The organism is Mangrovibacter plantisponsor (assembly GCF_003182475.1).
Classification (GTDB): Bacteria; Pseudomonadota; Gammaproteobacteria; order Enterobacterales; family Enterobacteriaceae; genus Mangrovibacter; species Mangrovibacter plantisponsor.
Genome location: NZ_QGTS01000008.1, coordinates 113352 through 132166 on the forward strand (window position 1 = coordinate 113352; position 18815 = coordinate 132166).

Annotated in this window: 18 protein-coding genes; 6 read left to right on the plus strand and 12 right to left on the minus strand. The window is 51.9% G+C overall.

From position 1 onward, the window contains the following. Positions 1 to 16 precede the first annotated feature (16 nt). Genes nudB through DES37_RS14415 form a run of 3 tightly spaced genes read right to left on the minus strand, consistent with a single transcriptional unit; the run spans position 17 to position 2496 of the window. Positions 17 to 460, minus strand: coding sequence for a dihydroneopterin triphosphate diphosphatase (nudB, locus tag DES37_RS14405; RefSeq protein WP_110026350.1), 444 nt, complete (start codon positions 458 to 460; stop codon positions 17 to 19). A 1-nt stretch (position 461) separates the two neighbouring features. Further along, complete coding sequence (gene aspS, locus DES37_RS14410) at positions 462 to 2240, minus strand: aspartate--tRNA ligase (RefSeq protein WP_110026351.1); 1779 nt, start codon at positions 2238 to 2240, stop codon at positions 462 to 464. 37 nt (positions 2241 to 2277) lie between these two features. Beyond that, positions 2278 to 2496 carry a hypothetical protein gene (locus tag DES37_RS14415; RefSeq protein WP_036111757.1) on the minus strand — a complete coding sequence of 73 codons (219 nt, stop codon included), beginning with the start codon at positions 2494 to 2496 and terminating at the stop codon, positions 2278 to 2280. 62 nt (positions 2497 to 2558) lie between these two features. On the opposite strand from DES37_RS14415, the gene DES37_RS14420 reads away from it, so the two are divergent. The 4 genes from DES37_RS14420 (at position 2559) to cmoB (ending at position 5602) form a co-directional block, all read left to right on the plus strand. Next, entirely contained in the window at positions 2559 to 3377 is an 819-nt protein-coding gene (locus tag DES37_RS14420; RefSeq protein WP_110026353.1) for a DUF72 domain-containing protein, read from the plus strand. 78 nt (positions 3378 to 3455) lie between these two features. After that, complete coding sequence (locus tag DES37_RS14425) at positions 3456 to 3851, plus strand: MAPEG family protein (protein ID WP_110026355.1); 396 nt, start codon at positions 3456 to 3458, stop codon at positions 3849 to 3851. 39 nt (positions 3852 to 3890) lie between these two features. Beyond that, positions 3891 to 4634, plus strand: a complete 744-nt coding sequence (cmoA, locus tag DES37_RS14430; protein WP_036111764.1) for a carboxy-S-adenosyl-L-methionine synthase CmoA — start codon at positions 3891 to 3893, stop codon at positions 4632 to 4634. Then, positions 4631 to 5602, plus strand: a complete 972-nt coding sequence (gene cmoB / locus DES37_RS14435; protein ID WP_036111767.1) for a tRNA 5-methoxyuridine(34)/uridine 5-oxyacetic acid(34) synthase CmoB — start codon at positions 4631 to 4633, stop codon at positions 5600 to 5602. Before cmoA ends, cmoB begins: the two co-directional genes overlap by 4 nt. 87 nt (positions 5603 to 5689) lie before the next feature. Here the strand turns inward: cmoB and mqo are convergent, their stop codons facing one another. Together mqo and cutC are read right to left on the minus strand one after the other, a co-directional pair. Beyond that, a complete protein-coding gene (gene mqo, locus DES37_RS14440; protein ID WP_110026357.1) occupies positions 5690 to 7327 on the minus strand; it encodes a malate dehydrogenase (quinone) in 1638 nt (545 codons plus the stop codon). A 636-nt stretch (positions 7328 to 7963) separates the two neighbouring features. Continuing rightward, positions 7964 to 8710 carry a copper homeostasis protein CutC gene (cutC, locus tag DES37_RS14445; RefSeq protein WP_110026358.1) on the minus strand — a complete coding sequence of 249 codons (747 nt, stop codon included), beginning with the start codon at positions 8708 to 8710 and terminating at the stop codon, positions 7964 to 7966. 80 nt (positions 8711 to 8790) lie between these two features. On the opposite strand from cutC, the gene DES37_RS14450 reads away from it, so the two are divergent. Continuing rightward, positions 8791 to 9930, plus strand: coding sequence for a MalY/PatB family protein (locus tag DES37_RS14450; protein ID WP_110026360.1), 1140 nt, complete (start codon positions 8791 to 8793; stop codon positions 9928 to 9930). Between the two features lie 12 nt (positions 9931 to 9942). Here DES37_RS14450 and DES37_RS14455 read toward each other — a convergent pair whose 3' ends face one another. Then, positions 9943 to 10518 carry a VOC family protein gene (locus tag DES37_RS14455; RefSeq protein ID WP_110026362.1) on the minus strand — a complete coding sequence of 192 codons (576 nt, stop codon included), beginning with the start codon at positions 10516 to 10518 and terminating at the stop codon, positions 9943 to 9945. Between the two features lie 220 nt (positions 10519 to 10738). On the opposite strand from DES37_RS14455, the gene argS reads away from it, so the two are divergent. Next, entirely contained in the window at positions 10739 to 12469 is a 1731-nt protein-coding gene (gene argS, locus DES37_RS14460) for an arginine--tRNA ligase (protein ID WP_110026527.1), read from the plus strand. 72 nt (positions 12470 to 12541) lie between these two features. Here the strand turns inward: argS and bglB are convergent, their stop codons facing one another. The 6 genes from bglB to cheY form a co-directional block, all read right to left on the minus strand. Continuing rightward, positions 12542 to 13681: a beta-galactosidase BglB gene (gene bglB / locus DES37_RS14465; protein WP_110026363.1), complete on the minus strand. Its 1140-nt coding sequence runs from the start codon at positions 13679 to 13681 to the stop codon at positions 12542 to 12544. Positions 13682 to 13935: 254 nt separating this feature from the next. Next, a complete protein-coding gene (gene flhE / locus DES37_RS14470) occupies positions 13936 to 14340 on the minus strand; it encodes a flagellar protein FlhE (RefSeq protein ID WP_281271484.1) in 405 nt (134 codons plus the stop codon). Next, positions 14337 to 16415, minus strand: a complete 2079-nt coding sequence (gene flhA / locus DES37_RS14475; protein WP_036111790.1) for a flagellar biosynthesis protein FlhA — start codon at positions 16413 to 16415, stop codon at positions 14337 to 14339. The genes flhE and flhA overlap by 4 nt, the downstream gene beginning before the upstream one ends. After that, on the minus strand, positions 16408 to 17559 hold the full coding sequence (flhB, locus tag DES37_RS14480; protein ID WP_036111793.1) for a flagellar biosynthesis protein FlhB: 1152 nt from the start codon (positions 17557 to 17559) through the stop codon (positions 16408 to 16410). Before flhB ends, flhA begins: the two co-directional genes overlap by 8 nt. A 220-nt stretch (positions 17560 to 17779) precedes the next feature. Further along, positions 17780 to 18412 carry a protein phosphatase CheZ gene (gene cheZ, locus DES37_RS14485; RefSeq protein ID WP_369792632.1) on the minus strand — a complete coding sequence of 211 codons (633 nt, stop codon included), beginning with the start codon at positions 18410 to 18412 and terminating at the stop codon, positions 17780 to 17782. Positions 18413 to 18419: 7 nt separating this feature from the next. Beyond that, a complete protein-coding gene (cheY, locus tag DES37_RS14490; RefSeq protein WP_036111798.1) occupies positions 18420 to 18809 on the minus strand; it encodes a chemotaxis response regulator CheY in 390 nt (129 codons plus the stop codon). Positions 18810 to 18815 lie beyond the last annotated feature (6 nt).

Below are 18815 nucleotides of genomic sequence, written 5' to 3' on the forward strand. Positions count from 1 at the left end.
TCCAAAAACGCCTTATTCAGGCGGCATCGATTACAAACTCTTCAATCGCCTGCCGGTTACTCCAGGACTTAGTGAGTACCGCTGCATCTGCCGCGCTCACCCATTTCCAGTCAAGATGTTCTGAAATCACAACAGACCGTTCGTGGGGCAGAGCCAGGCAGAACCATGACTCTACATTGCGCACAATGCCCGGGGCATAGCGATGACGTAAATGTGTAAATATTTCAAACTCCACACGCCGCTGGCAGTCGATCAAGGCCAGTTGCTCACTGGCAACATCAATGGCGACCTCTTCCTTTACTTCGCGAAGTGCGGCATCCACGGCGCTTTCCCCCTCTTCCAGGCTGCCTGTCACAGACTGCCAGAATGTGGGGTCATCACGCCGTTGTAACATTAACACCCGGCCAGTGTCCTGGGCATAGATCACCACCAGAACAGAGACAGGCCGTTTAAATGCCATGTTACTTATTCTCCTGAGCGTTCTTTTTCACCACTTGCAGGCTTAACTCTTCCAGGGCGGCCGGGTTAGCGAAGCTGGGTGCCTCAGTCATCAGGCATGCTGCGGCTGTCGTTTTCGGGAACGCGATTACATCACGAATATTTTCCGTCCCGGTCAGCAACATGGTCAGGCGATCAAGGCCAAATGCCAGGCCAGCATGAGGAGGCGTACCATATTTCAGTGCATCCAGCAGGAAGCCAAATTTTTCGCGCTGTTCATGCTCATTGATACCCAAAATTCCAAATACGGTTTGCTGCATTTCACCATTATGAATACGCACTGAACCACCACCCACTTCATAGCCGTTGATAACCATATCGTAAGCATTGGCAATCGCGGTTTCTGGTGCGGTTTTCAGTTCAGCCGGAGACATATCACGCGGCGAGGTAAACGGATGGTGCATGGCAGCCAGACCACCTTCGCCATCTTCTTCAAACATGGGGAAGTCGATAACCCATAGCGGGGCCCAGGCTTTGTCGTCGGTGATTTGCAGGTCTTTACCTACTTTAAGGCGCAGCGCACCCATGGCGTCAGAAACGGTACGGGCTTTATCAGCACCGAAGAAAATCATGTCACCGTCCTGCGCCCTAGTGCGGGTGAGGATGGCTTCAATAATTTCTGCCGTTAAGAATTTAGCCACCGGGCTATTAATGCCTTCAGGACCGGCATCACGCTGGTTAACTTTGATATACGCCAGGCCTTTGGCACCGTAGATCTCAACAAATTTACCGTATTCATCAATTTGTTTACGGGTCAGGTGTGCGCCGCCTGGAACACGCAATGCCGCAACACGGCCTTTGGCGTCATTGGCCGGGCCTGCGAACACTTTAAATTCAACAGATTTTACCAGGTCCGCAACATCAACCAGTTCCATTGGATTGCGCAGGTCTGGCTTATCAGAGCCGTAGCGCCGGTCTGCCTCAGCAAATGTCATGACCGGGAAATCACCCAGGTCAACACCTTTGATTTCCAGCCATAACTTACGGATCATCGCTTCCATAGTTTCGCGCACTTGCTCTGCGGACAGGAAGGAGGTTTCCACATCAATTTGGGTAAACTCAGGCTGGCGGTCAGCACGCAGGTCTTCGTCGCGGAAGCATTTAACAATTTGATAGTAGCGATCGAAGCCAGACATCATCAGCAGCTGTTTGAACAACTGGGGAGATTGCGGCAACGCGTAAAACTTCCCTTTATGAACGCGGCTGGGAACCAGGTAGTCACGCGCACCTTCCGGGGTAGCTTTGGTCAGCATTGGCGTTTCGATATCCAAAAACCCGTGCTCATCCATAAACCGGCGCACAAAACTGGTGATTTTGGCACGAGTTTTCAGGCGTTGTGCCATTTCCGGACGGCGTAAGTCCAGATAGCGGTATTTCAGACGCGCTTCTTCAGTATTGACCTGATTGGAGTCCAGCGGAAGTGGTTCTGAGCGGTTGATGATATTGAGGTCAGTGGCAAATACTTCCACTTCGCCAGTTGCCATATCACGGTTTACGTTCTTTTCATCACGCGCGCGAACAACACCCGTAACCTGAATGCAGAACTCATTACGCAGTTCAGCCGCAGCACCAAAGGCCTGCTGGCGATCCGGGTCGAAGAAAACCTGCACGATGCCTTCACGGTCGCGCATATCAATAAAAATAAGACTACCGAGATCGCGACGGCGATTAACCCAACCACACAGTGTTACCTGCTGCCCAACATGGGACAGATTGAGCTGCCCACAATAATCTGTACGCATGAGATATCCCTTAACTTCGCTGCGCCGGTACTGCTTTTCAGTTAGAGAAAAACGCCCCGCAGCGTTGGCTGATAGCCACAACTGGATGAAAAAAGGCGGCTATTATACTGGAAATTCCGCCTGCCGATAAGCCCATCGCACCCTGGCTGATTGATTGCTGTGCGCGGGCTTGCATCTGTGGGCTAAATTTAACAAAAATAACTAGCCGGGTAACGGCATTAACACGTAAGGTGCCATTCTTTGTAACTTTTGCCACAACCGGTTACCCTGCGTAAATTCATACGCCCCATTGCAAGGCTAAGCAGGTGCTAAACAGTTATGTTGTATATTGGTTTACCCCAGTGGTCACACCCTAAGTGGCGGCAATGGGGTATTACATCACTGGAAGAGTATGCGCGTTATTTCAACTGTGTTGAAGGCAACACCACGCTGTATGCTGTTCCTTCTGCAGAAACCGTTATGCGCTGGCGGGCAATGAGCCACGATGACTTCCGCTTTTGTTTCAAATTCCCGGCCACTATCAGCCACCAGGCGGCACTACGCGATTGCGCAAGTTTGACGCAGGAATTTTTGCAACGAATGGAGCCACTGGCAGAGCGTGTCGCTCAATACTGGCTGCAACTCCCGGCGGCTTTTTCTCCCCGGGATTTACCTGCCTTATGGGCGTTTCTTGGCGCCTTACCGCAGGGTTTCAACTGGGGCGTTGAAGTACGCCACCCGGCGTTTTTCGAAAAAGGCGATGCAGAACGGGCATTAAACCAGGGGCTGCATGCCCGGGGCGTAAACCGGGTAATCCTCGACAGTAGACCAGTGCATTCAGCCACAGCCTCAACCCCTGCTATGGTGGAAGCGCAGCGCAAAAAACCACGGCTTCCGGTTCATGCGGTGCTAACCGGAACCATGCCTGTTGTGCGGTTCATCGCCAGTGATGATATGCCGCAAAGCGCTGGTTTGTTCAATAACTGGATTAACCGCCTGTCTGGCTGGTCTGCAGACCATAACCCATTCTTGTTTTTGCACACCCCGGATATTGGTGAAGTTCACCAAATTGTGACGACGTTATTACCCGAACTCCAGCGCCTGGCGCCCGGTTTCACACCACCACCCGCGCAACCGGAACAGTCCACCTTGTTTTGATAGCCTGGCGACAGACCAGCACGTTCAGGCTATTATTGTTTCAGCTCACGTAAGGTTGGGCAAAAAAATGGAGTTTTTATGGTCAGCGCACTGTATGCAGTTCTTGGCGCGTTATTGTTGCTTAAGTTGTCTGTTGATGTAGTCAGAATTCGCGTGCAGTACCATGTTGCCTATGGTGACGGGGGTTTTTCTGAACTGCAAAGCGCCATTCGCGTACATGGCAATGCAGTAGAGTACATTCCCGTCGGGCTTATCTTGTTGCTCTTTTTCGAAATGAATGGCGCTGCCTACTGGATGGTGCATGCATGCGGCAGCATTTTGCTTATTGGGCGAATCATGCATTACTACGGCTACCGGCACCGGCTTTTCCCCTGGCGCAGGGCGGGCATGGCCTGTACCTGGCACTCTTTAGTGTTAATGGTGCTCGGTAATCTGTGGTTTATGCCATGGGAGTTGGTTTTCTCGTTCCGTTAACGCACAATACGGCACTTTGTAATTCTCGGATTCCTCGTTATGTCTAACCGCGACATGCTGTTCTCTGCGCCTATCGCCAGCCTTGGCGACTGGACCTTTGATGAACGGGTTGCTGAAGTTTTCCCGGATATGATCCAACGCTCGGTACCGGGCTACTCCAACATTATCTCTATGATAGGCATGCTGGCCGGGCGCTTCGTTACGCCAGCAAGCCAGGTTTACGACTTAGGTTGCTCGCTGGGCGCAGCCACACTTTCGGCGCGGCGTAATATCACGCATGAAGATTGCCGGATTATTGCTGTCGATAACTCAGCGCCAATGGTTGAACGTTGCCGCCGTCATCTGGACGCGTTCCGTGCAGCCACGCCTGTTGATGTATTAGAAGCCGATATTCGTGATGTGCCAATTGAGAATGCTTCACTGGTGATCCTTAATTTCACCTTGCAGTTTCTCGCACCGGATGACCGACTGGCACTGCTCAGCAAAATTTACCAGGGCCTGAACCCGGGTGGCGCGCTGGTGTTATCGGAAAAGTTCAGCTTTCCGGATCAGCAAATGGGTGAACTGTTGTTTGATATGCACCTGGATTTTAAACGCGCCAATGGCTACAGCGAACTGGAAATCAGCCAGAAACGCAGCATGCTGGAAAACGTGATGCTGACTGACTCCGTCGATACCCATAAAGCAAGGTTACAGGCCGCCGGGTTCACGCATTGCGAACTCTGGTTCCAGTGTTTTAACTTTGGTTCTCTGGTTGCCATTAAATCAGGAGAATCAGCGTGACTGACTTTGGGCAATTTTACAGCCAGATTGCAACCGGCCCACTGGCACACTGGCTGGAGACTTTACCCGCGCAAATAGCACAATGGCAGCGCGAAGGGCAACATGGCCAGCTCAAACACTGGCAAAATGCCGTTTCTTTTCTGCCAGAGCGCACTCCTGACCATGTTGATTTAGTCAACAGCGTAAGTACACGCAGCGCAACCCCACTCAGTGAAGGGCAAATTACCGGGTTAACCCGCCTGCTCCAGCAACTCATGCCGTGGCGCAAGGGCCCTTATGATTTTTATGGTGTCCATATCGATACTGAGTGGCGCTCTGACTGGAAATGGGACCGTGTCGCTCCGCATATTTCACCACTGGCAGACCGGCTGGTGCTTGATGTCGGCTGTGGCAGTGGTTACCACATGTGGCGCATGGTGGGCGCTGGCGCAAAACTCGCAGTGGGGATTGACCCCACTCAGCTATTTCTCTGCCAGTTTGAAGCGGTACGTAAATTACTGGGCAATGACCAGCGCGCGCATTTGCTCCCGCTGGGAATCGAACAGTTACCGGCGCTCGAAGCGTTCGACACTGTGTTCTCAATGGGCGTGCTGTACCACCGCCGCTCGCCGCTCGACCATCTGTGGCAGTTGAAGAACCAGTTGGTCAGTGGCGGGGAACTGGTGCTGGAAACGCTGGTAATTGAAGGTGATGAGCAGGATGTTCTGGTACCAGGTGCGCGTTATGCACAGATGCGCAATGTGTACTTTATTCCGTCTGCTCTGGCGCTGAAAAACTGGCTTGAAAAATGCGGTTTTGTCGATGTACGTATTGTTGACCATAACTACACCACGGTAGATGAACAACGCCGGACAGCCTGGATGGAAACCGAATCTTTGGCTGACTTTCTCGACCCGCAAAACCCGCATCTGACCTGCGAGGGTTACCCGGCACCATTACGTGCGGTGCTAATTGCCCGTAAACCCTGACATCCAGCAGCGATTTTATCCGTCCATAAAAAAACGCGCCCGGTTTTACTCCGTAGCGCGTTTTCTTTTTTATTGCAAAGCGGTCAGTCAGATAGCGATATCCACCACCAGTTCATCTTCTACCAGTTCACCTTCTGGCGATGGAGCAGCCTGGTTAACCGGGGTGGTGTTATGCACCAGCTCCAGCACATCACTGGTGTAATCCAGAATGTGCTCCGCCATCGCACTGTCTTCATCCAGTTGGTGGCCAAGAGAAGGCAACATGGCTTTCAGTTTTACCTGCCAGTCTGCACTCAGCATTTTGTCGGCAAACAAGCTACGCATTACATCAAGCATAATAGGTGCAGAAGTTGAAGCACCGGGAGAAGCGCCCAATAAAGCCGCTACCGTACCCTGTTTGTCGCTCACCACTTCCGTTCCCAGCCGTAATACACCGCCTTTTTTCGTGTCCCGCTCAATAACCTGAACACGCTGGCCTGCCTGCCACAAGCGCCAGTCTTCTTTCTGTGCTTGTGGATAATATTCACGTAACGCTGCCAGGCGATCTTTATCAGACTGCACTACCTGCCCGACCAGGTATTTCACAAGACTGAAATTATCAAGCCCAACATGCACCATCGGCATCAGGTTGGATGGCCGGGTTGATGACGGCAAATCCCACAGCGAGCCATTTTTCAGGAAACGCGTGGAGAAAGTGGCGAATGGGCCGAACAACAGAACCCGTTTACCATCCAGTACACGGGTATCAATATGCGGAACAGACATAGGCGGAGCACCAACAGAGGCTTTCCCATAGACCTTCGCCAGGTGTTTGTTGACCACTTCAGGCTTGTCGCACACTAAAAATTGCCCGCCTACCGGGAAGCCCGCATATGCTTTCGCTTCAGGAATACCCGATTTTTGCAGCAGTTTGAGTGCCGCGCCACCAGCGCCAATGAAAACAGCTTTTGCTTTCACCCGGTGTGATGTTTTGCTGGCTTTATCAAGCAGGGTCACCGTCCAGCTATTATCAGGGTTACGGTGTAAATCCCGCACTTCAGTTCCCAGGCGTAAATGGAAATTGGCTTTTTTCTTCAGTGAAGCAACCAGTTGGCGGGTAATTTCGCCGAAGTTGACATCAGTGCCACCTTCCGTACAGGTTGCGGCAACTGGCTGAGCAGCATCGCGCCCTTCCATGACCAGCGGTGCCCAGGTTTTAATTTGTTCGTGATTTTCTGAATAAGACATTCCACGAAACAGAACGCGGTCCTTCAGTGCTGCATAACGGGCCCGCAGGAAATTAACGTTATCCTGCCCCCAAACAAAACTGACGTGAGGGACACTGCGAATAAAGGAACGCGGGTTTTGCAACACACCCTGCCGAACCTGCCAGGCCCAGAACTGGCGTGAAATCTGAAACGCTTCGTTGATATCAACAGCTTTTTTGGTGCTGACTGCGCCGTTTTTATCAACCGGCGTGTAGTTCAGTTCCATTAGCGCGGAGTGCCCTGTACCGGCATTATTCCAGCCATTGGAGCTTTCCTGAGCCACATTATCCAGACGTTCTACCATAGTGATAGACCAGTCTGGCTCAAGCTCCTGCAAATAGGTGCCCAGCGTGGCGCTCATAATGCCGCCACCAATAAGCAAAACATCTATTTCCTGCATTTTTGTTGCAGTGGCAGAGGAAGCCAATCCGTTGTTCCCTGTCCCCGGCTCATATTGCCCGGCAGCGATTTTTTTCATAACTTCATAGCCTTATAACTTTATTATCGCAATTGAAAGCGTTTTCAGAGATTCGGTATGCCATCGAGAGTGATGATGCGCAGGGTTTTATAGAGGTTAAACGTTTCACGTATCATCACCTATGCTGATACGTTAACACCAGGCAATGAAATTTTAAATAATTTTTAAATTATAAATTTTTTTGTTTTATTAATGTTTCTTAATTGTAAAACGAAGCATCCCTGTATAAACAGACGATTGCATAGTTTTCAAACAACCATTCCCGAGCAATCGACAATAGCATTACCTTATCATTTAGCGCAACACCCCCTGCAACCTTTGATTTTCAGTGCTATTGCGGGATCCTGACAGGCACCGAGTTCTCTTTCTTGTTCCATAACCAGATAAATCTGTGAGTGGAATCGCATTCATCCTCAGCGCATGGTTATGCAGTAAATAAAATTATTTATATAACAATGAACTGGAAAGTGAGCCTGATTACCAGCAATAAAAAAATGCCCGCTGAATGCAGGCGTATCTATAATTTTTGGTTATTTATCGCGTTAACAGAAATTCAGGCATAAAAAAAGCCCCGACAAAAGATCGGGGCCTGGTACATGCAAACATCATATTGGGCGACATGATGTGCGGCAAAAATCAGTTTTCCGTGTGACCGGACAGAATCGCTTTCATCTCTGCTACCGCAGAGGCACTTACCCGGTAACGGCGAAACTCATCTGCATCCGGGTCTGCTGACATGGATACACCCTGATGCTGGTAACGCATAACCGATGGCACATATTCTCCGGCCGAGCTGTGAAGTTCCTGAATACCGTTTTCAACCAACAACCGGATGTTGGACGGGCGCACGCCCGCTCCTGCCATAATAATTGGAGTTCCGGCAATCCCAATAAGTTCCCTCAACAATGCAATTCCTTTCTCTGCACTGGCTGCCTGCCCGGATGTCAGTACCCGGGCAACACCCAAATCAGCTAACTGGCACAGCGCTTCCCGGGGGGAGCGGCATACATCGAAGGCGCGGTGAAAAGTCACTGCCATACTCCCTGCTGCTGCCATCACTCGCGACATTCTCGGCAAATCCACCTCACCATCTTCCCCCAGCACACCAGTTACAATGCCCGGGAACCCGGTATCACGCATCCGGGAAATATCATCCAGCATGATTTCAAAGGAGTGTTCGTCGTAACAAAAGTCGCCACCACGTGGGCGAACAATTGGGTGAACGGGCAGCGTAACCATGCGGCGAACCGCCTGTAACAGGCCCGCTGACGGGGTCAGGCCGCCTTCGGCAGGTGCGGAACATAACTCAATTCGGTCAGCGCCGGACTGCTGCGCAACCAGGGCGCAATCCAGGCTATAACAACAGATCTCCAGCAACGCCATTGACATTCTCCTTTTTACACTTAACCTGGTAGGTGTCCGTTTCGTCATTAGTCTGATTTATCTTTTCAAGCAGGGCAATCATGACATTCAATTTCGATGAGCATACCGACCGCTATCACAGCGACAGCATTAAATGGAATCACTGGCCGCCCTCCGTACTGCCAATGTGGGTAGCGGATACCGATTTTCGCTCCCCGCCTTGCGTAATTGAGGCGCTGCAGGCCCGTGTTGCACAAGGTGTGTTTGGATACGGTAAACATCCGGATGGCCTGGCTGAGGCCGTAGTTAACTGGCTGGCTAACCGTTACGACTGGCATATTGAGCCGGAGTGGCTGGTCTTTATTCCTGGTGTGGCAACCGGGTTGAATCTTGCCGTGCGCGCTTATTGCGGCCCGGACCAGGGAACGCTCGCACCGGAACCCATCTATCCACCATTTCGTAAAGCGGCACGCCTGGCGGGGCACACCCAGCTAAATGCACCGTTGTATCTGCAGAATGAACGGTGGGTGATGAATCTTGAGGAAGTCGAACCTCAGTTGTTGGGTAACGAGCGGTTACTGATGTTATGTAACCCGCAAAACCCTGGCGGGACGGTGTATCGCCGTGATGAGTTGTTAGAACAACTGGCCTTTGCGCAACGCAATAACCTGATAGTCTGCTCTGATGAAATCCATTGTGACTTGTTGTTGGATGAAGGTACGCGCCATATTCCCTTCGCCAGCCTGAGTGACGACGCAGCACAGCGTACAGTCACCCTGATGGCACCGTCCAAAACCTGGAACATCGCCGGGCTGGGTGCTTCTTTTGCAATTATCGCCAACCCAGTATTGCGCCAGCGTTTTGTTGCCACGCGGGCAGGTATTGTCCCTGAAGTGGATATACTGGCGATTACGGCTGCAGAGGCAGCATTGCGAGAAGGCGGGCCATGGCTGGACGCACAATTGCAGGTGTTGCGTAACAACCGCGATACGCTTTGTGCAGCCATAAACGCCCTGCCCGGTTTATCAGTCATCCCTCCTGAAGGCACCTACCTTGCCTGGGTAGACTGTTCAGGGCTGCCTGTTGATAACCCGGCGAAATTCTTCCTGGGCGCCGGGTTAGGTTTTTCACCAGGGCGCGATTTTGGTAACAGCAGTTTTGTGCGCATTAATTTTGGCTGCACCCAGGAAACGCTCAACGAAGCTATCCTGCGTATCCAGCGCGCGGTTAATGCGCTGTAGGGTAAATGTGTATTATTGAGTGCCCGCATCCTGTTCACTGTTAATAATGGCATCCAGTGGCCATGGGTGGAATTTAATAGTCACCGTGCCATCAGTGACAGCGAGCGTGGGGTTAGGTAAGCGCTCTCCATCACCTGCCGGGGAGCTGGTTTTAATGCTGATGCCAGGTTTTGCCAGCCCGGCATCAGACAGCAGCGCCACCGCACGGGCGTTTAACGTTGCCGGGTCGCCGGGAAGCACAATTTCAATATGTTCCCAGCCCTCGTGGGGGTAACGCTTAGCACCGGGCCAGGGCAATTCAATCAATGTGAAGGACCAGCCCGCGGCTTCCACAGGCTGTTTCAACCGGAACAGGCATACAGGCCGCCCATTAATCAGCTTTTCTGAAAGTAATTCTCCACAACGCAGGAATCCCGTTTTCCAGCGTTCAGCTGTCGTGTTCTGGTGGCAGCGCAGCGAAATATGGTCTGCCTCCCGCTTGCCCAGTTCCAGGCCCAGTTGGCCCGCCAGTTGCGCCAGAGCCTGCTCAAAACGCGGTAAATCGGCTTTAATATCTGCAAGTTCTTCAATGATCTGCCAGTCGTTCATCGCCCACTCCTGTAAAAAAACGCTACTCTACCCGTTTCCCCGCTCCAGGCCAACGCTACTCAGGTGCATTTTTAGGCAAACAATGCCCCCAGAGGCAGGCACACCAGGGAATGGCGGCTCGCTTACTGACGCCTTCGGACAAATGCAGTATAATCGCGCCCTTATTTCTGTATGTACACGCTTCCTGTCAGGGAATCGCGCAGCTAAAAAAGGTATTCAGGTGAATATTCAGGCACTTCTTTCAGATAAAGTCAGTCAGGCACTGATTGCAGCAGGCGCAAGCACAGATTGCGAACCACAGGTTCGCCAGTCTGCCAAAGTTCAGTTCGGTGATTATCAGGCAAACGGTGTGATGGCTCAGGCCAAAAAACTGGGAATGCCTCCCCGTCAGTTGGCTGAGAAAGTGCTCGAAAACCTGGATTTAACCGGAATTGCCAGCAAAGTTGAAATTGCCGGGCCTGGCTTTATTAATATTTTTCTCGACCCGGTATTTCTGGCAGCCCAGGTTGAGCAGGCAGTGGTTTCTGAGCGTGCTGGTGTCAGCACCATTGCAACACCTGAAACCATCGTCATTGACTACTCCGCCCCGAACGTTGCCAAAGAAATGCACGTTGGCCACCTGCGCTCAACCATCATTGGTGATGCAGCCGCCCGTACTTTGAGCTTCCTTGGGCACAAAGTCATCCGTGCCAACCATGTTGGCGACTGGGGTACTCAGTTCGGGATGCTGATTGCATTTCTGGAAAAACAGCAGCAAGAAAACGCCGGTGAAATGGCACTTGCCGACCTGGAAGGGTTCTACCGCGAAGCCAAAAAACATTACGACGAAGATGAAGCCTTCGCTGAACGTGCCCGTGGGTATGTGGTTAAGCTGCAAGGCGGTGATGAATACTGCCGGGAAATGTGGCGTAAGCTGGTCGATATTACCATGACCCAGAACCAAATCACTTATGACCGACTGAACGTAACATTAACCCGCGACGACGTGATGGGTGAAAGCCTGTACAACGCCATGCTGCCGGGTATTGTCGCTGATCTGAAAGCCAAAGGCCTTGCAGTAGAAAGTGAAGGCGCTACTGTCGTGTTCCTTGATGAGTTCAAGAACAAGGAAGGCGAACCGATGGGCGTTATTATTCAGAAGAAAGATGGCGGCTATCTGTATACCACTACTGACATTGCCTGTGCCAAATACCGCTATGAAACACTGCATGCAGACCGTGTGCTCTACTATATTGATTCCCGCCAGCACCAGCACCTTATGCAGGCATGGACCATAGTGCGTAAAGCCGGTTATGTGCCTGAATCGGTACCTCTGGAGCACCACATGTTCGGCATGATGCTGGGCAAAGATGGTAAACCGTTTAAAACCCGTGCGGGTGGTACAGTTAAACTTGCCGACCTGCTGGACGAAGCACTGGAGCGCGCCCGTAAACTGGTCAGTGAGAAAAACCCGGACATGCCTGCCGATGAACTGAACGCACTGGCAAATGCGGTTGGAATTGGCGCAGTAAAATATGCTGACCTGTCTAAAAACCGTACCACTGACTACGTTTTCGACTGGGACAACATGCTGGCGTTTGAGGGCAATACCGCACCCTATATGCAGTATGCCTACACTCGTGTGCTGTCTGTTTTCCGCAAAGCCGGAATTGATGAGCAGTCAATTACTGCACCAGTCGTGATCGGTAACGAGCGCGAATCTGTGCTGGCAGCCCGCCTGTTGCAGTTAGAAGAAACGCTTGCTGTAGTGGTTCGCGATGGCACCCCGCATGTTATGTGCGCCTACTTATATGATGTTGCCGGGTTGTTCTCCGCATTTTATGAGCACTGCCCTATTCTCAGTGCAGAACAACCCGTGCGTGACAGCCGCCTGCAGTTAGCGCGCCTGACAGCCAAAGTGCTGAAAATCGGCCTGGATACCCTGGGTATTGAAACTGTAGAGCGGATGTAATACTGCAGTTTTTCGTTTACCTGAAACAGTGAGCGGGGCCATAAGCCCCGCTCACTGTATTTAACACCGTTGTTAAAAATAACGGCGCAGGTATTCCGTCAGGCACAAAATCGCCATGGCCTGTCCATAAGGCATTGAAGTGAGAGGAATATCACGGTAAAAATCCAGGCTGCTGCCCATCCCGGTACCAAAAGACACCTGCAACAATTCCCCTTCTGGCGAGATATTTTCGACAATTGCTTTGACTGCGCGCTCAGCAACTGGCAGGTATTCAGCAGCTAAATAACGTTTTCGCACGCCTTTTAAAATGCCGTAGGCAAACCCGGCTGATGCAGATGCTTCCAGGTAGGAATGTGGGTCATCCAGTAAGGTATGCCACAACCCGGAATCATGCTGGCAGTCTGCCAGAGCCTTCACCTGGCTTTCCAGTACCTGGATAAGCCAGCGGCGCACCGGGTCATGTTCTGGTAAATCGAGCAACTCAAGAAAATCAGGGATTACCATGGTCAGCCAGCTGTTGCCCCGTGCCCAACGCGCATTGGCAAAGTTATGGTTCCCTTCAAAGCTCCAGCCATGGAACCACAGCCCTGTCGTTTTATCCTGTAAATACTGGGTGTGAACCATAAACTGGTAAACCGCTTCATTCACCCATTCTGGTTTATGCAACAACTGGCCAATTTTCGCCAGCGGCAGCACCGTCATCATTAGTGTGTCATCCCACATTTGCTGATGGTTTTCTTCCGCCAGCGTAATGTGCTGCATGCCCCCTTTTTGGGTGCGCGGCATTTCATGCATTGCCCACTCTCCCCAGGTTTCCAGCCAGGGTAACAAACGGCTGTCGCCATTTTCCTGGTAACGCAATGCCAGGGTGAGAAACGGCGCCATGGTATTGACGTTTTTCGTTGTCGCGCCTTCTCTGAAACGGTCAGCAAACCAGTTATCAATGATATCGCGCATCCGGGTATCACCGGTCTGTTGGTAATACTGCCAGATACCATAAAGCCCCACACCGTGCGTCCATTCCCAGCCAGCCCAGCCTTTGGTGTCAATCACCCGGCCATCATCCAGCCGCAGTAAAAACTCACCCGTTTTATCGTGGATATTGACCAGGTTGTCCGTCACTTTATTGATGAGCTGGCACAATGTTGTGCGATCAATAAAGCGTTCTGGCTGGCATAACAATGGGCTGTGTTTTACAGGGTAGACTTTCATATGCGACCTCAGATGTGTGAATTCCATATCGACCTGTGCCGACAAAACCTGGCACCCGGTTACTGAAGGTAACGCTACCGAATATTCCCTGAGCCAACCTTGCGATTTTTGCCAGCAAAGTTAATCCCGTGACAGTGAGAAAAAGAGTGACGTCACCTTCATCACTCTTTTTATAAAATTATGTTTCTTTTTATTCAAACCGGGATGGTTAAAATGAGATCCACCAGCAAAAACGGAGGGATAACAGCAGAAAATCAGCGGTAGTTGACTATCACCTGGTTGGCGCGCACACGCATGACCGGGTAGAGACTCCCACGGCCATAAACGCCCCACACAAAGTGAAAAGGCTGGTTAGCAGGCTGGCCGGCAAAAGCGCTTGTCACCCCTTGCTGCCCGTCAACAATAACGCACTGAGTCTGGGTACAGAGTTTTACTTCCAGCCGGTCTGGTGGCAGCGAAAACAGGCTGTAGCGCCAGTATACCTGGGTAATCACACCACTGACTTTGTGCGGTGGAGCCAGCAGTTTTGATGAAGCCACCACGCCCCGGTGGCTTAATGCCGCCCCCATGGCCTCTGCCTGCCAGGTGCTTTCTCCCGCGGCCTGAGCCAGCAGCGGGAGACACACTACAGCCATCAGTGCACCACGCACTTGCATCATTTGCCCCCAATGGTTGCGGTCATGCGGATCTGGCGGTTGTCTGACAACTCAAGGTTCGACAACACAACCAGGTCCGGCAGACTGCGGCGCAGGAAGCGAGCCAGCAGTGGCCGCAAGGCATGGTTAACCAACAGAACCGGTGGTGCGCCGAGCATTTCCTGGCGTTGCAGCGCCTCACTGGATTGCTCCAGCAACCGGTCAGCCAGGCCCGGTTCCAGACCGCCGCCACCCTGTAGTGCCTGGAGTAACAACCGCTCAAGCCCGGCATCAAGACCTATAACCTTCACTTCGTCGGTTCCCGGGAACCATTGCTGAGTGATTGCGCGCCCCAGAGCCACACGCAGTACGGTAGTCAGTTCTGCAGGATCAGTTTGAATCGGCGCATGCTCTGCCAGTGTTTCCAGGATGGTACGCATGTCGCGGATAGGTACTTTTTCTGCCAGCAAGTTTTGCAACACTTTGTGCAGTGTTGTCAGCGTTACCACACCAGGCACCAGGTCTTCTGTCAGCTTCGGCATTTCCTGGTTGACGCGGTCAAGTAACTGTTGCGCTTCCTGGCGGCCGAACAATTCTGGCGCATAGAGGTTTATCAGGTGATTCAGGTGGGTGGCAACTACGGTACTGGCTTCCACCACGGTAAAGCCCTGAATTTGCGCCTGCTCTTTAAGCGCACTTTCAATCCAGACAGCTTCCAGCCCAAATGCCGGGTCAATGGTTTTCTCACCAGGCAGGTTGCCCGCCGCTGTTCCTGGGTTAATGGCAAGCCAGCGCCCCGGGTAGGCATCGCCGTTGCCGATCTCCACCCCTTTCAGCAAAATACGGTAACGGGCAGGAGGTAAATCCATGTTGTCACGGATATGAACCACAGGTGGCAAAAAGCCCATTTCTTGTGCAAATTTTTTACGGATGCTGCGAATACGCCCGAGCAATTCGCCATCCTGCTGTGAATCCACCATGGGTATCAGGCGGTAGCCCACTTCCATCCCCAGAGTGTCTTCCAGTTGAACATCACGCCATGATGCTTCCACCGCTTGGGGGTTTTCTGGTACTACTACCGGTTGCGGTGTTTGCGGCTCCGCCATTTGGCGGCCACGCATCCACCAGGCAAGCCCTAACAAAGCTGCGGTAAATAACAGGAAGACGAAGTTAGGCATCCCAGGAACCATGCCCAGCAAGCCGAGAACCCCGGCACACAACAGCATAACGCGTGGGTTGGCAAACAGTTGGGTCACCATTTGTTCGCCAACATCCTGGTCGGTGCTTACCCGGGTAACAATAACACCTGCGGCAGTTGAGATTACCAGAGACGGAATTTGAGCAACCAGACCATCACCGATGGTCAACAGGGTATAACTTTCTGCTGCATTGCCAACCGGCATGCCATGCTGAACCACACCAACCAGCAAACCACCAATAATGTTGATAGCCATGATAAGCAGGCCGGCAACCGCATCGCCACGCACAAATTTACTGGCACCATCCATTGAACCGTAAAAGTCGGCTTCCTGAGTAACTTCAGAACGGCGGCGCTTGGCTTCATCTTCACCAATTAACCCGGCATTGAGGTCAGCATCGATTGCCATTTGTTTACCTGGCATACCATCCAGAACAAAGCGTGCCCCAACTTCTGCAATACGCCCTGCACCTTTGGTGATAACCATAAAGTTGATGATCACCAAAATGATAAACACCACGATACCAATCGCGAAATTACCGCCAACCAGGAAATGGCCAAACGCTTCAACAACCTTACCCGCTGCGGCCGCGCCCGTGTGACCTTCCATCAGGATAATACGTGTTGATGCCACGTTCAGCGCCAGGCGCAACAACGTGGTAAATAACAGAATGGTCGGGAATGCGGCAAAATCCAGAGTCCGCTGGGTAAACATCGCCACCAGCAACACCATCACAGACAGCGCAATGTTAAAAGTAAACAGTAAATCCAGCACAAACGCAGGCAACGGCAGTACCATCATGGACAGAATCAGCATGATAAGTACTGGCCCGGCGAGGATTTGCCATTGCCCGGCTTTCATATTTGTGGGCAGACGCAGCATTGCGACCAAATTAGCCATCAGTGTCGTTCTCGTTCAAAAAGTCCAGTGACGCTGGCACAGGGAGGTTGTCAGGTTTCTTCGGCGCAACGCCGCCAGCCAGACGCCAGCGACGGAGCTGCCATACCCAGGCCAGCACTTCTGCCACTGCAGCATAAAGCTGGCCCGGAATTTGTTGCCCAATTTCGGCATGGCGGTATAACGCACGTGCCAGTGGTGGAGCTTCCAGCACCGGAATACGGTTTTCAGCCCCGATTTCACGAATACGCAGTGCAACCAGGCCAGAGCCTTTGGCGAGCACTTTGGGCGCACTCATGGTGGATTCGTTGTATTGCAGCGCAACTGAATAATGGGTCGGGTTGGTGACGATAACGTCTGCTTTTGGGACATCCGCCATCATGCGCCGCCGGGCCATGGCCCGCTGTTGCTGGCGAATACGGCTTTTTACGTGCGGGTCACCTTCCTGCTGTTTAAATTCATCACGAATATCCTGGCGGGTCATACGCAGCTTTTTAAAGTAGCTGTATAACTGGAAGAAAATATCGAACCCAACCATTGGAATAAGCCCGAGAATAACCAACAGGCAGCAGGTTGCGACCATATTCATTGCCGTCGCCATGGCATTAACCGGTGACTCACTAATTAAATGGAGCATTTCCGGCCAGTTGTGCCACAGGTAAACCCCGGTAACGATGGCAACACAGCCGACTTTCAGCATTGCTTTCGCCAGTTCTGACAGCGCCTGCATCGAAAACATCCGCCCAAAACCACTTATCGGATTGAGCTTGCTGAATTTGAATTCCAAAGATTTACCACTGAAGACCAGGCCGCCGAGAAACATGGGGGCGGCGATCGCCACCACAATCAGGCCACCAATCAATGGCAAAATTGCCCACATAGCGGTTTCGAGTAGCCGGCCAACCTGGCGTACCAGTGCTGCGGGGTCATTGATCATGCGATGGTCAAAACGCAGCCCGTCAGACAGCATCCCGCCTAACTGGTGCGCCAGAGGGACACCACCTAACCAAATGATGCTCATGCCAGCGAGCACCATCAACACCGAGGTCAGTTCACGGGAACGGGGGATTTGCCCCTCTTCGCGCGCTTTCTGGAGTCGGTGGGGTGTGGGGGCCTCTGTTTTTTCCTGGTCGCTATCTTCAGCCACAGGGAAACCTCTATGAACATAATGACCATTGCATCATGACAGAGGCACGCGCAGCTAATCCTGTAAGTAGCGCGTTAAAATAGGGTTTGTTTTGACGATTCAGACAGGTGGATTCACTGTTGCCAGAAAGGCCTCAGCATGGTGAGTGTGAATATAGCGCCCGGCACAGGCCGGGCCAGTGTTGCCAGATGGCCCCTCTGCTACCAGAGAGACCGGTCTGTTAAAAGCCTAAGCTGTCCAGCAGATCGTCCACCTGGTCCTGGCTGGCAACCACACCTGCCGCTGTCGCATCCATCTGAGGACCATTGAGCAGGCCTTCATTTTCACGCTTCTTACGGGCAGCAGGTTCTGGCATATTTTCCAGCAATACCATCAGCAACTGGCGTTCAATCTCCTGTACCACATCCATCATGCGCTTAATCACCTGCCCAGTCAGGTCCTGGAAGTCCTGGGCCATCATGATTTCAAGCAATTGCGCATTGGTGAACCCGGTATGCTCAGGTACATCAGACAAAAACTTACGTGTATCGGTAACCAGCTCTTTTGCATCACCAAGTTCAATGGGATTTTCGAACCATGCATCCCAGCGTTTGGTCAAATCTTTGGCTTCAGACTCCATCTGCATTTGGTGAGGCTGTGATGCTTCAACACAGTTTAACGCACGCTCAGCCGCCTGGGCCGTCATAGTGACGACATAGTCGAGGCGATCACGCGCATCTGGAATAGCTTCTGCAGCCTCAGCAATGGCCTGATCCAGCCCCAGCTCTCGCAGGCTGTCACGCAACATACGTGTCAGGCTACCTATCCGGGAGATGATGTCCGTTGCTTGTTGGTCATTTGAAGATGTCATCATCTCCTCCTTACATACCCAGTTTTTCGAAGATTTTGCTCAGTTTTTCTTCCAGAGTGGCTGCTGTAAAGGGTTTCACAACATAGCCACTTGCCCCTGCCTGGGCTGCAGCAATAATATTTTCCTTTTTCGCTTCTGCCGTTACCATCAATACGGGCATGTTTGCCATTCCCGCATCAGCACGGATAGTTTTCAGCAACTCCAGTCCATCCATATTCGGCATGTTCCAGTCAGAGATGACAAAACCAAATCCACCTGCCTGCAGTTTATTCAGTGCGTCAACACCGTCTTCAGCTTCTTCAACGTTGTTAAAGCCAAGCTCTTTCAGCAAGTTGCGCACAATTCGACGCATGGTGGAAAAGTCATCCACGACAAGAAATCTAAGATCTTTATCGGCCATAAACTC

Excerpts from the sequence above, each read along its gene's own strand:
- mqo (WP_110026357.1), bottom strand. The coding sequence starts at position 7,327 with ATGAAAAAAATCGCTGCCGGGCAATATGAGCCGGGGACAGGGAACAAC.
- DES37_RS14420 (WP_110026353.1), top strand. The coding sequence starts at position 2,559 with ATGTTGTATATTGGTTTACCCCAGTGGTCACACCCTAAGTGGCGGCAA.
- cmoA (WP_036111764.1), top strand. The coding sequence starts at position 3,891 with ATGTCTAACCGCGACATGCTGTTCTCTGCGCCTATCGCCAGCCTTGGC.
- cutC (WP_110026358.1), bottom strand. The coding sequence starts at position 8,710 with ATGGCGTTGCTGGAGATCTGTTGTTATAGCCTGGATTGCGCCCTGGTT.
- aspS (WP_110026351.1), bottom strand. The coding sequence starts at position 2,240 with ATGCGTACAGATTATTGTGGGCAGCTCAATCTGTCCCATGTTGGGCAG.
- nudB (WP_110026350.1), bottom strand. The coding sequence starts at position 460 with ATGGCATTTAAACGGCCTGTCTCTGTTCTGGTGGTGATCTATGCCCAG.
- flhA (WP_036111790.1), bottom strand. The coding sequence starts at position 16,415 with ATGGCTAATTTGGTCGCAATGCTGCGTCTGCCCACAAATATGAAAGCC.
- flhE (WP_281271484.1), bottom strand. The coding sequence starts at position 14,340 with ATGATGCAAGTGCGTGGTGCACTGATGGCTGTAGTGTGTCTCCCGCTG.
- cheZ (WP_369792632.1), bottom strand. The coding sequence starts at position 18,412 with ATGATGACATCTTCAAATGACCAACAAGCAACGGACATCATCTCCCGG.
- DES37_RS14425 (WP_110026355.1), top strand. The coding sequence starts at position 3,456 with ATGGTCAGCGCACTGTATGCAGTTCTTGGCGCGTTATTGTTGCTTAAG.
- DES37_RS14450 (WP_110026360.1), top strand. The coding sequence starts at position 8,791 with ATGACATTCAATTTCGATGAGCATACCGACCGCTATCACAGCGACAGC.
- DES37_RS14455 (WP_110026362.1), bottom strand. The coding sequence starts at position 10,518 with ATGAACGACTGGCAGATCATTGAAGAACTTGCAGATATTAAAGCCGAT.
- bglB (WP_110026363.1), bottom strand. The coding sequence starts at position 13,681 with ATGAAAGTCTACCCTGTAAAACACAGCCCATTGTTATGCCAGCCAGAA.
- cheY (WP_036111798.1), bottom strand. The coding sequence starts at position 18,809 with ATGGCCGATAAAGATCTTAGATTTCTTGTCGTGGATGACTTTTCCACC.